The 11943-nt window shown below is 49.0% G+C and carries 10 protein-coding genes; 6 read left to right on the top strand and 4 right to left on the bottom strand.

Annotated elements, in window-relative coordinates; translation table 11 throughout:
• The first annotated feature begins 86 nt into the window (after nt 1-86).
• The 4 genes from BRO54_RS17425 to BRO54_RS17410 are packed head-to-tail and all read left to right on the top strand — an operon-like array spanning nt 87 to nt 4277.
• Nucleotides 87-1190, top strand: coding sequence for an ABC transporter ATP-binding protein (locus BRO54_RS17425; protein WP_074044747.1), 1104 nt, complete (start codon nt 87-89; stop codon nt 1188-1190).
• Complete coding sequence (locus BRO54_RS17420) at nt 1187-2131, top strand: carbohydrate ABC transporter permease (RefSeq protein ID WP_074044746.1); 945 nt, start codon at nt 1187-1189, stop codon at nt 2129-2131. Before BRO54_RS17425 ends, BRO54_RS17420 begins: the two co-directional genes overlap by 4 nt.
• Nucleotides 2128-2940 (top strand): carbohydrate ABC transporter permease, encoded by an 813-nt coding sequence (locus BRO54_RS17415; protein WP_074044745.1) that lies wholly within the window; start codon nt 2128-2130, stop codon nt 2938-2940. Before BRO54_RS17420 ends, BRO54_RS17415 begins: the two co-directional genes overlap by 4 nt.
• A 17-nt stretch (nt 2941-2957) precedes the next feature.
• Nucleotides 2958-4277, top strand: coding sequence for an ABC transporter substrate-binding protein (locus BRO54_RS17410; protein WP_074044744.1), 1320 nt, complete (start codon nt 2958-2960; stop codon nt 4275-4277).
• A 210-nt stretch (nt 4278-4487) separates the two neighbouring features.
• Here BRO54_RS17410 and BRO54_RS17405 read toward each other — a convergent pair whose 3' ends face one another.
• Both BRO54_RS17405 and BRO54_RS17400 read right to left on the bottom strand, forming a co-directional pair.
• The gene (locus BRO54_RS17405; protein WP_074044743.1) at nt 4488-4961 is read right to left on the bottom strand and encodes a hypothetical protein; all 474 of its coding nucleotides are present in this window, start codon (nt 4959-4961) and stop codon (nt 4488-4490) included.
• A gap of 271 nt (nt 4962-5232) precedes the next feature.
• On the bottom strand, nt 5233-6900 hold the full coding sequence (locus BRO54_RS17400) for an IS1634 family transposase (RefSeq protein ID WP_074044749.1): 1668 nt from the start codon (nt 6898-6900) through the stop codon (nt 5233-5235).
• Nucleotides 6901-7591: 691 nt separating this feature from the next.
• Here BRO54_RS17400 and BRO54_RS17395 point away from each other — a divergent pair.
• Both BRO54_RS17395 and BRO54_RS17390 read left to right on the top strand, forming a co-directional pair.
• The gene (locus tag BRO54_RS17395; protein WP_074044742.1) at nt 7592-8419 is read left to right on the top strand and encodes a nicotianamine synthase family protein; all 828 of its coding nucleotides are present in this window, start codon (nt 7592-7594) and stop codon (nt 8417-8419) included.
• A 291-nt stretch (nt 8420-8710) separates the two neighbouring features.
• Nucleotides 8711-9877 (top strand): CapA family protein, encoded by a 1167-nt coding sequence (locus BRO54_RS17390; RefSeq protein WP_074044748.1) that lies wholly within the window; start codon nt 8711-8713, stop codon nt 9875-9877.
• A 45-nt stretch (nt 9878-9922) separates the two neighbouring features.
• Here BRO54_RS17390 and BRO54_RS17385 read toward each other — a convergent pair whose 3' ends face one another.
• Nucleotides 9923-10516: a class D sortase gene (locus BRO54_RS17385; protein WP_011231489.1), complete on the bottom strand. Its 594-nt coding sequence runs from the start codon at nt 10514-10516 to the stop codon at nt 9923-9925.
• Complete coding sequence (locus tag BRO54_RS17380) at nt 10517-11830, bottom strand: processed acidic surface protein (protein WP_074044741.1); 1314 nt, start codon at nt 11828-11830, stop codon at nt 10517-10519.
• Nucleotides 11831-11943: the final 113 nt, after the last annotated feature.

The following is an 11943-nucleotide window of genomic DNA, read 5'->3' as shown; positions in this document are numbered from 1 at the left end:
GTACATAAATCAAAAAACAAATTCAGACAGTATTTACAAAAATGGATTACGATGGAATAGACAAGAGGAAAGGGGGAGAGAAGCGGATGGCGTTTCTTGAACTGGTGGAGGTGACGAAATCGTATGGAGGCAAAAAGAGGGCGGTCGAGAATGTGAATGTCGCGATTGAATCAGGAGAGTTTTTTGTTCTTGTCGGCCCATCGGGATGCGGCAAAAGCACGATTTTGCGGCTGATCGCTGGCCTTGAGCCGCTGACATCGGGATATGTGTTGATCGATGGGCAAGTGGCGAACGATTGGCCTCCTCATGCCCGCGGGTTATCGATGGTCTTTCAGAACTACGCGTTATATCCGCATTTGACGGTGGAGCAAAATATGCGAATTGTTTTGCAGGCGCAAAAAGTGCCGAAAGAAGAACAAGTGAAACGTTGCATGGAAGCGGCGGAAATGCTCGGGCTGACTGATGTGTTGCAACGGAAGCCGCGGGAATTGTCAGGGGGGCAGCGTCAGCGCGTCGCCTTAGGGCGGGCGATCGTGGCGAGAACGCCGCTTTGTTTAATGGATGAGCCGCTCTCCAATTTAGATGCCAAACTGAGGGCGAAAATGCGGAGTGAGCTCCGCCGTTTGCAGCGTCAGCTCGGCATGACCGTTATTTATGTCACTCACGATCAAACGGAAGCGATGACAATGGCTGATCGGATGATGATTTTGTGTGACGGCCGTCCGCAGCAAATCGGAAGTCCGCTCGATGTATACAATCGTCCGGATAACACGTTTGTCGCTTCATTTATTGGAACACCGCCGATGAATTTAGCGGAAGCGCATGTGCTGGAACATTCGCTCTTATTGCAAAACGAACGGCCCGTCCGCCTCATGCGCCGTCCCTTGCCGAAGGCTGAACGGGTGATTGTAGGACTCCGGCCGGAACATATTCATCGAGCGGAATCCGGAGAAGAACATACGGCGGCCAAAGTCAGCCATATCGAGTGGCTTGGCAATGAAACGTTAGTGACGTTTGAGTTGGCGAAAAATCTTCATTGGACAGCGCGGTGGAACGGGCAATGGAACATCAGGCTGGGGGAAGTGGTGTCATTGGCGTTTGATGAGCGGGCGCTGCTCTTTTTCGATGAACGCGGGGAACGGATCGGGCCGCCGCTCATCAAACGGGAGGAGGTGTGGATTGGCCAATGAATGAGCGCGTTTCGCCGGTCTTTCCGCCGGCGCCATGGTCGGTCCGGACGAAGCGGGCAGCGCGTCAGGCCGCGATGAAATCGTGGTTGGAGGGAATGCTGTATCTTTTTCCTTCGCTCCTTCTATTTGGCGTGTTTCTCTTTTATCCGTTGGGGAGGACGATGTATTTAAGCGTGTTTCACACTGATTATCAAGGGCGGCCGACGGAATTTGCTGGTTTGGCGCATTTTGTCGCCCTGCTTCAAGATGCTTCGTTTTGGCATAGTTTGAAGGCGACGATTCTGTTTGCGGTGCTCACTGTCCCGACGACGGTCGCTGTTTCGTTCGGTTTGGCGTTGCTCGTTCATGAAACGCGGAAAGGAATTGGGATCTTCCGGACGATTTTTGCTTCTACGATGGGGATGAGCGTAGGAGTGGCTTCGGTGATTTGGATGTTTATGTACAATCCAGCGATCGGGATCATCAATCGTTTGTTGTCTGCGATCGGCGGGGTTCCTGCTTCATGGCTCCTTGACCCGGACACGGCATTGTATGCGGTGGCGGCGGCGACGATCTGGATGAACATCGGGCTGACCTTTTTATTGTTGCTGGCCGGTCTGCAAAACATCGATCCATCCTTGTACGAAAGCGCGCGCATCGCTGGAATGAGCTATTGGCGTCGGTTGTGGATGGTGACCGTGCCGCTGTTGTCGCCGACATTGTTTTTTGTCACGACCGTTTCGCTCATTCAAGCGTTGCAAACATTTGGGCAGATTGACTTTTTAACGAAAGGCGGGCCGGTCGAGGCCACGAATGTGTTCGTTTATGCGATTTACCGGGAAGCGTTCGTCAATTATCAGTTCGGGTCCGCGAGCGCGCAAGCCATTTTGCTCTTTCTGATCATCGCTCTAGTCACTTTTTTGCAGTTTCGGTTTGCCGAGAGGAAGGTGCACTACCAATGAGAGCGGTGCGGACAGCCGTTCATTATGCGTTATTATGCCTATGTTCGGCTGTGATCTTGTTTCCAATGGCTTATGCTCTTCTGATGAGTTTTATGGATGGGGCCGCTATTTTAGCGGGACGCTTATGGCCTGAGGAATGGACATGGGCGAATTATGAGGATGCGTTTAGGCAAGCACCCCTCGGGCGTTATTTATGGAACAGCTTTCTCGTTGCTTCGGTGATTACATTGGGGCGCCTCATCGTTTCGAGCTTGGCTGCTTTTGCCTTTGTGTTTCTTCGCTTTCCAGGCCGGGATCGGTGGTTTTATATTTGCATCGCAACAATGCTCGTTCCGTGGGAAGCGACTGTGATCCCAAACTTTTTAACAATCCAAGCGCTTGGCTGGACAAACCATTACGTAGGACTCATCGTGCCGTTTTGGGCGATGGCGTTTGGCATTTTTTTATTGCGTCAGCAATTTAAGCAAATTCCGCACGAGCTGTACGAGGCGGCACAGTTGTCTGGCATCGGGAATTTCCGCTTTTTTTGCCGCGTCGTGCTGCCACTTTCGAAAACGAGTTTGGTGACGCTGGCCGTTTACAGTTTTTTAGACGCTTGGAATATGTATTTATGGCCGTTGCTTGTCACAAATGATGACCGCGTCCGCACTGTGCAGATCGGGCTCAAGCAACTGCAGACGCAAGAGATCGCCAGCAGCTGGGGCGTCGTCATGGCAGCAGCCATCATAGCGATGCTGCCGACATTGTTGCTGTTGTTTGCCGGACAGAAGCAGTTGCGCAAGGGGCTTATGCAAGGAGCGATTCAATAGCGGGGAGGAGAAATAAGATGAGAAAGGTTTTGGCTGGTTTCTTGTTCTTAGCGCTTGTTGGGCTTGCTGCGGGATGTTCAAGTGAAGATGCTGGCCAAGCGGCGGGAGGCAAAACCGAAGTTGTATTTTGGCACTCGATGAGCGGGGATTTGGAGCCGGTGTTGAATGATCTTGTGGTGGATTTTAACCAAACCCATCCGGATATTGAGGTAAAGCCGGTGTTTCAAGGCACATATGAAGAAGCGCTGACGAAATGGAACGCGGTAGCGGGGACCAAAGATGCGCCGACGATCATGCAGACGTTTGAAGTCGGGACAAAGCATATGATCGACAGCGGAAAGATTGTTCCGGTGCAAACGTGGATCGATAAAGACAAGTATGATGTTTCGCAATGGGAGAAAAACATTGTCAATTATTATACCGTGAACGGGCGAATTTACTCGATGCCATTTAACTCGTCAACCCCTGTGTTAATTTATAATAAAGATGCGTTCCGCGAAGCCGGGCTTGATCCGGAAAAGCCGCCGCTGACCTACAGCGAGTTGAAAGAAGCGGCGAAAAAGCTGACAAAGAAAAAAGGGAAGGAAACCGAACGGTACGGATTCTCGATTTTGAACTACGGCTGGTTTTTTGAAGAAATGGTGGCCGTACAAGGCGGGCTATATGTGAACAACAACAATGGCCGGAGCGGTAATGCAACGAAAGCAGTATTTAATGGAGAGGAAGGGAAACGTGTATTTGAGTTGATCCGTGACATGTATCGAGACGGCACGTTTTACAACGTCGGCCAAAATTGGGACGATATGCGCGCTGCCTTCCAAGCGGGAAAAATCGCCATGTATTTGGATTCGTCCGCTGGCGTAAAAACGTTGATCGACAACTCGCCGTTTGACGTTGGCGTTTCGTATTTGCCTGTTCCGGATGGCGTGGAGCGCCAAGGCGTCGTGATCGGCGGCGCTTCTCTTTGGATGATGAAAGGAAGCAGCGAAGAGGAACAAAAAGCGGCGTGGGAGTTCATGAAATACTTGACGACTGCTCCCGTCCAAGCCGAGTGGCATGTGCGCACAGGCTATTTCGCCATCAACCCAGCTGCGTACGATGAGCCGCTGGTCAAAGAGGAATGGACGAAATACCCTCAATTAAAAGTGACGGTGGACCAGCTGCATGAAACAAAATCAACCCCTGCCACCCAAGGAGCGCTCATCACCGTCTTCCCTGAATCTCGGCAACATGTCGTGAAAGCGATGGAACGGTTGTATGAAGGCATCGATCCGCAAGAAGCGCTCAATCAAGCAGCGGAAGAAACGAACCAGGCGTTGCAGGGGGCGGCAAATTAGTTCAATAGATGATAGACAGTGACGAAAGAAGCCGCCGGAATTGAAGTCCGTGCGGCTTTTTTTGCTTGTTATCGAAGCAAGGATGCCGATTGTGCCGCAAAAGAATGAAGCCAATGCCAAAAGAACAGGACTAGCCTAGCTTGATGGACAGAGAAAAACGATTATTTAGACAATCAATCTTGAAAATCACAACCAATGCCGCAAAGATTGCTAGGTGGCGGTTTTCAGCAAATGAATCTCCTCCTCCACTCTCGCGATGCGGCCAAGTTGATAATCAAGCCGCTGATGAATGAGGGAGATGTCTTCCTTTGTCGTCATTTGCTCGCGAAGTCGGGAGAGCTGGTCTTTTGTTGCCATCTGCTCGCGAATGCCGGCCATTTCTCCGCGGAGGCTGGCGATTTCATGACGCATGCCGTCTTGAATGCTGCGCTGTTCGAGTTGATTGTCGCGGATCGCTTTGATCATTTCCGTGTTTTCTTTCATCTGCTCCTTCAGCCAGCGCAGCTCTTCTTCCTGTTTGTCCATCCGATGTTCAAATGTGTCCATCCGTTGTTCCAGTTTGTCCATTCGTTGTTCCAGTTGACCCAATTTTTGCTTCATCGTTTGCATATCTTGCTTCAGGACGGACATGTCATCGACAAGTCCTTGAACAAGTGTGGTTAACTGCCGCAACAGCTCTTCCATGAAGAAACCTCCTTATCGAGATGGGATTCACTCGGGGCGTTTCAACCATGAAACGTGAGGAGTCCAAGATGTGGAAATAGGGGAGGAAACGCCTGCAAGCTCATTATATCATGGCTTGGCTAGGCCATCACTCCTAAAAGGCCGGTAAAAAAGTACACTCTAAGGCAGGGATTTAGGGACCCGAGTTCGACAGTCATTAGGCAAACAAAATGCCTCTCGCCCCTTGAGGCAAAAGGGACGAGAGACATTTGGGCACACTTTGGGCGTGTATCTAGGCGCGAGGATGGATGCCTAGGATCTTCGGAGGAGGCTCCAGCCCTAGAGCCGCAAAGAGTTGCGCTTGTTTGGCCGTCAGTTCGGTTCGTTGATAAAGGTCTCCGTTTTTGGAAGAAAAATGACCAAGCATGAGACGCTCACATTCGTCTCTTACGTTTGACCATGATTCATGAGTTCGGATCTCCACGATCCGAACTAACAAGAGAGCAAGCCAACTGAGCAGCACATGCGCCCGAATGCGGTCTTCCAAGCGATGATACATAGGTCGCAATTTCAATGTAGACTTCAATGTTCGGAAGGCCTGCTCAATATCCACCAGCTGCTTATACCCGATGGCGACATCTTCGGCAGACAAGGTGTCGTCAGATGTCCGGATGAGATATTTGCCGTCGTACTTTTCCGCTTCACGAACCGCTTGCTTGTCGATGCGAAGCGTTCCATCCTTCAACTGGCGTAAGTATTTTCCATAGGATGGATGGGAACGCAGCCGGCAGGTCGCCTTATGATAGGCTTCGTTTGGGAGTTGACGAAGCCCTTCCAACTCTTCTTTCAGCGATTCGAGCAGCGTTTCCCGCTCCTTGCGTTGGCGTTCGGCTTCGCTTGGATTGTACACGAGAACATAGCGCTGACGCGCTTCTCCGTCGCCGACGATGATTTCTTTGATGTGCAAATTCTCGTCCACTTCATGATAACGTCCGCGACGGCTTAAGGCCTCTTCGACGGTGGCTTTGCCGGATCGCATTTTTTCGCCGACAATGTAGTGTCCGCCGGCCTGTTGCAAGATTCGCAAATTCTCTTCAGAGGAAAAGCCGCGGTCCATGACGCTGATCACACGTCCAAGCTTCCAGCCAATCAAGTCTTGTTTCACCTGTTTGATGACCGTCATGTCCATGGTATTGCCAGGCCATACCCAAGCGCGAATCGGGATTCCTTCCCGGGTGACAGCCAGCCCAATGACGATTTGAACCAAGTCTGGGCGTTTGTCTTTCGAGAATCCTTGTTTTCGAAGCGATTCTCCTTCCGGTGTTTCAGAGGGATCCACTTCGAAGTACGACGAAGTCGTATCGAAGTAAATCAAGTCGACTTCCAAATTCAATAAATCGGCCACGGCATGGAACACTTGACGTTCCAATTCCGGCTGCACGGCCAGCAGTTCATCCATCGCCCGGTACAACTGGTGGCTGGCGGCTTGAGGAAGGTGAGGGATATACACGTCTTTCTCCACCCACTCCTTCATCGCCAACTTGCTTGACGGATGAAGGGCGCGATTGGCCACCATGGCAAAAATCAGCCGTTCCAGCGAAATCTGGTGATGTCGGGAGGTAAACAAGGAGTGGAGAATCTCTCCCAACCCCAGTTGTCTCCAGAGCTGATCCAAGAGCCAAACGCCGCCGAGGTGTTTGCATGACTGGAATTGAAAGTCATCGGCAGTTTCTCCTGCCAACTTTTCGACTTCCCAAGCTTGCTCGGGCGAAAGGAATCGCGAAATGCTTTTGGCCAGACGTTCCAAGACGGCGCGATCCACCTCGTCTTCGCGCCCGAATGAATAAATCACCTTCGCTTTCGCATATTTGGCCTTTGGATCCCATTCATTGTGAGCAAGCTGGAGATAAGCAACGGTTGTTCCATCCTTGTTTTTTCGTGTGACTCGTCGTATGTACATGCCTATATTATAACGCATAAATTTTATTTTTAAAAGAAAAAATGAATAAATCGTGTGCCTATTAAATTTGGCGTTTTTTCCTAGGATCCGCATTACGAAACCCTTGATATAACAGCATTTTGGTCATTTCCATTTGCCTAAAATGACCTCAAAACTGTCGAACTCAGGTTTTAATTGCACAAACTTTATTCATATACCATTTGTACAACGAAGAAGAGAGTTGGTCACTTTACAATTATAAGGAAAATAGCATATAATGAAAATAGTAATCGTTACGATTTGTGGGCGTATTGGCAAATGCTAACGACATATGGATTAAAGATCCGAATCACTGATGCACTTGATCTGTAGTTGCGAAAGATAGAGTTGCGTTCAAGATTTGATGCCAGTATTAAACGAGGGATTGCAATGTTGTGGCTGTCTAATCAAGCATCTTACTCAATTTAATGTATTTTCTGTTGCATTTTGGGTGGTGGTAAAAGAGTTAGGAGAAAGGAAGCTTTGTTATTATGTAGACAGTAAATAATCACCTCGTTGCTATCAGCAGACGCTTTTTCCATAAATTGTTCATATAGTGAGCGATGATCTTTCCATAGGGCGTATTTGAGGGTTATTTGTCATGATTTTCCTTGCTTTCTTTCTCCGTTTTGCGGTTGTCATAGAAGTTGGGTAGGCGAATGGGGTGAGATTCGTGTTATTTGTAGAATCAATAAGGCTCAAAGAACAAATCATTGATGAATATCGAAATGCCTATCAAATTTTCAAGGCGGGACATGATTGGCTTTCAAGGACTACAATGTTGAAAGAGATCCTTTGTGGGCTCGTAAGTCGTTTAGGGCAATGCTTTCAACAAGGTTTAGAGGACGAAGTTCTGTCTGATCCTACTATTGTCGAGATTCGAGAAGAGATGATCAACCAATGGAAACTAGCCGAAACAATGATAGAATTGGACTATGCCAAACAATTTATACAGGATCGCCCCAATATCGGTCGTTTAAGAAAATTTATATATTGGGATCATTATGAAAACCTGCTTCATATTGAGTTGGCTCAGTTTGAAAGGATGATGGGATCATGGAAATGGCCTTCTGTTGTCTTTGTTGGAGCTGGATCACTGCCCCTTAGTGCTATATTGATTCAACAGTATACGAGAGCTCCCGTTGTTTGTTTAGATGCCAATCCCCAGGCATATGAGATGGGGAAAGCCTTGGCTGAGCATTATGGTATGCAACATTTGTTGCTATACAGGTTGGTGGATGGAACATCATATGACTACCAAAGTTGTGATGTCGTGTGGATTTCTAGTTCGGTTCCCAATAAAGAGCAGATGGTGCAAAGGATATACCAAACCAATCCTTGTGCACTCGTGGTTGTACGGTCTGTAGAAGGTATTTATCAGTTGGTGGATGAACCGGTTAATGAAACAGCTTTTCAACATATTTGTGAAGAGATCGGTCGCACCCAAGCTACTCCGTTCATTTTCAATTCCACGATTTTTTACGGTTTTCGAAATGCATAATGAATCCTCTTATCTACGTTGAAGCAGTCGTCTTCTCCATGCGCGAAGCTTGATTGTCATTATGTCCATCGATTGTGCGGAAACTTTATGATCGAAGAAAACAGCGAATCCATGAATAAAGAGGAGTATAGAAGGGGAGCGTCGAAGAAGTATATTGCTGATGTTTTAGAGAAACAACGGGCAATTCCAAGGAAAAAGAATGGATTTTGAAAAAGGGAAGCGCTCTGCTGTTCTTAGTTTTTTGCTACTCTGTTTAGAGAAGAAAAATCAATGGAGAGACAGGGGATGGGGATGAACTCGTTAGCCTTGTTTGCTAAGGAAAAAAATGTGCTGCTTATGGTAGTTCTGTTGATGTTTTTATTTTCATGCGACCAGGTTGCCAACAGGGGAGCCAAGGAAGTGCTGGCGGCGCCAAACGAACTGGCGGGGCAAACAATCGAGCATCCACCGCTGCCGAGTCCGATCGATAAGATGGTGATAGCGTCAGCCTCTGCCAAACAAGCGGCGCCGAACCCGAACGAAGTGCGCATCACCATCAGCGCGGCGGGCGATGTGACGCTCGGGCGCGATGAAAATTATGGCTATGCGTATTCGTTTGATGAAGAAGCGAAGAAGCACGGCTTGCGCTATTTTACGAAATACATTGAGCCGATCTTCAAAAAGGACGATTTTACGACCGTCAATTTGGAAACGACGCTGACGACCTCGACGCGGAAGGCAAGCAAGAAATTTCGTTTTCGCGGCCACCCGAGTTATGCGAAAATCTTAACTTATGGCGGCATTGATGCTGTGAATCTGGCCAATAATCATACATACGATTACTTGCAACGAGGATACAATGACACGATTGCCAGTTTAAAAAAGGAAAACATCGGTTATTTCGGCCGCACGCTCCGGCTGTTGAAAACGGTCAAAGGCATTCAAGTTGGAGCGCTTGGCTACGAAGGCTGGAGCAACACCAGCACGTTGCGCAAGCAAATCGCCAACGATATTCGCACGCTTCGGAAACAAGGAGCCGACATCGTTTTCGTCCATTTCCATTGGGGAGTGGAACGAAGCTATGTGCCAAACAGCACGCAAAAGGCGCTCGGCCGCTTTGCGATTGACAGCGGCGCCGATTTGGTCGTCGGTCATCATCCGCATGTCATTCAAGGGATTGAGGAGTATAAAGGGAAGTTCATCGTCTACAGCCTCGGCAATTTTATGTTCGGCGGAAACAAAAATCCGAGCGACAAAGATACGTTTGTCTTCCAGCAAGTGTTCTCTTTTCAAAACGGCAAGCGGACGGCCAAAAAAGAAATCCGCGTCATCCCATTTCGCATTTCATCGGTGACGACAAGAAACAATTATCAGCCGATGCCGTTAGCGGGAGGGGAAGCAGCCCGAGTGAAACGGAAAATTGTCTCGCTGTCGGCGAAAATCAAAAAGCCGACTTGGACCGCGTACGAAGTGAAGTAAAAAAGGATGGCCCTTGTTTCGGCCATCCTTTCGCTTTTTGCAAGGTTAAGAGCGATCATTGATTAAGTTGGCGACGAGCACGTACCGCTGCGGAGCAGGGCCGACGTAGCGGAACGGATAGCACGTGGAAACGGTGAGTGTCGCTTTCGGCTTTGGAACGATGACCGTCCGGTCGTCGGCGTCGACGATGCGCACTTTGCGCACTTTATAGGTGAATGTGCCGGCGGACGTACGGACGATCAAGATATCGCCTTGGCCGACTTCGCCAAGACGGCGGAAGACCGTGTCGCGATGGCCAGAAAGCACGCAGTTGTCCGCCTCTCCTGGCAGGACACTGCCGGCGTAATGGCCGACCCCTTTTTCCAACTCGTTTTCATCTGTACCGTGGTAAATCGCTAGGCTCATGTTGAGCTTCGGGATGATCAGCTCGCCGATTTGTTCACCGATTTTTGGCAGCTTTGGGTAGAGTGGAGCCTGGATTTGAATCGGTGCGGCGTCCACTGATCGCTTTGTTTCAGCGGCCAGCGGCTTGACCGCTTCCAGGCCGCTTTTCCATTTCAGAGCACTAATGCCGACTGCGGCGATTCCTGCTGCGATCAAGCTTGCTCCAAAAAAGCGCACGAGCCGTTTCCGGTTCATTTATTTCGCCTCGGCTCCTTGGCGGAAGCGGACAAGGAATGCGCCGGCACCGATTAAGGTCAAACCAAAAAGCATATAAGCGGCATACGGGGATGCCGTCTTCGGCAGTTTCGCTCCGGCTTCGGTCCGCTTCAGCGGTTTCGGCGGCGCCGGTTTCACCACTTTTTCGATTTTCGCTGCCTGGCCGCTCTGTTGCAAGTCTTCGCCGATTTCATCGAATATGTCGGAGGCAAACATCTCTTCGGTCACGACAAAATCAGCCAGCAGCTCGCCTCCGGTGCTGTAAATTTCAACAAGCAAATCGTAGCCGTTCGCTGATTCCATTGTCAGCAGCGTCGACAGGCTGAGCGGCTTTTTCTCGCCACCTTTTGTCAAATAAAACTTCGCTTCCAGCTGAAATGTGGAAAGCAGGTCGGTCCATACATTGGCGATCTCAGCGATTTGCGTTGGCGATAGCTCCGTCACGCTCGTAAAATCGTACGCACCGATCGCCTCAAGCCGTTGGCCGATTTCTTCCATTTTCTCGGCGAATTGCGGATCTTCCATATTAAGCGATTCAAAATGGTTATAGAGCTTTTCCAACTCTGCGTCCGTCAAACCAAGCTCGTCTAAATCCGGAAGCAAGTAGTCGATGACTGTCTCCGACAGTTCCTCGACCGTCGCATAATTGTCAAGCGAATCGCCGTTTTTAGACAGCAGTTTTTCTAATTGCGTTTTCGTCATGCCAATTTCTTGTAAAAATTTGTTTAATGTTTCTTCGGTCAACGGCGTCAAATTTCGATAATAATCGACGATATCTTTCAGCTCGCCGATCGAGTGGTAATCGGCCAACGATTCGCCGTGCCGATCAAGAAGGGCGATGAGCTCTTCCTTTGTCATTCCGCGTTCGTTTAGAAAGGCGGCCAGCGTTTCATCAGTGATCGGAACGGAGTAATCTTTAAACAGTTCGATATATTCTTCCAGATCATTGTAAAATAAAAACACATCAGTAATGGCCTGTGACTCTTCCATTTCTCCATTGTCGATGAGCATTTGTCGAAGCTGTTGTTCGGTCAATCCGTGTTTGGCGAGCAACTGAGCTAAATTTTCTTCCGTGAGCGGCTCGCCGAACTCACGGCGCATTTCGTCCACGCTGTCAAACTCATCGAGCGAATAGCCTTCATAGTCCAAATAATTTTCCAGCTCTTCGACTGTGATCCCTGCTTCATTTAAATACTGCTCTAAAGCTGGATCGTTGCGTTCAATGGCGAACGCTGAAGCTGGCCATACAGTGGCTATGGATGCGGCCAAGGCAAAAGGAACGATGTTTTTCATGTCGTGACCTCCGTTTGTTTGTATATACGAATTCAGTATATAGGGACATAAAAGGGACGAAAATAGTGAAATATATGGAAATTTTTATATAGAACACCCTCCCTGTTTACATC

This window comes from Geobacillus proteiniphilus, from assembly GCF_001908025.1.
Taxonomy (GTDB): Bacteria; Bacillota; Bacilli; order Bacillales; family Anoxybacillaceae; genus Geobacillus; species Geobacillus proteiniphilus.
Note: the sequence above shows the minus strand (reverse complement) of the source record. Positions and strands in the feature narration are given on the sequence as shown.

Coding starts and splice junctions, on each gene's coding strand:
- BRO54_RS17425 (WP_074044747.1), top strand. CDS start 87: ATGGCGTTTCTTGAACTGGTGGAGGTGACGAAATCGTATGGAGGCAAA.
- BRO54_RS17420 (WP_074044746.1), top strand. CDS start 1,187: ATGAATGAGCGCGTTTCGCCGGTCTTTCCGCCGGCGCCATGGTCGGTC.
- BRO54_RS17415 (WP_074044745.1), top strand. CDS start 2,128: ATGAGAGCGGTGCGGACAGCCGTTCATTATGCGTTATTATGCCTATGT.
- BRO54_RS17410 (WP_074044744.1), top strand. CDS start 2,958: ATGAGAAAGGTTTTGGCTGGTTTCTTGTTCTTAGCGCTTGTTGGGCTT.
- BRO54_RS17405 (WP_074044743.1), bottom strand. CDS start 4,961: ATGGAAGAGCTGTTGCGGCAGTTAACCACACTTGTTCAAGGACTTGTC.
- BRO54_RS17400 (WP_074044749.1), bottom strand. CDS start 6,900: ATGTACATACGACGAGTCACACGAAAAAACAAGGATGGAACAACCGTT.
- BRO54_RS17390 (WP_074044748.1), top strand. CDS start 8,711: ATGAACTCGTTAGCCTTGTTTGCTAAGGAAAAAAATGTGCTGCTTATG.
- BRO54_RS17385 (WP_011231489.1), bottom strand. CDS start 10,516: ATGAACCGGAAACGGCTCGTGCGCTTTTTTGGAGCAAGCTTGATCGCA.
- BRO54_RS17380 (WP_074044741.1), bottom strand. CDS start 11,830: ATGAAAAACATCGTTCCTTTTGCCTTGGCCGCATCCATAGCCACTGTA.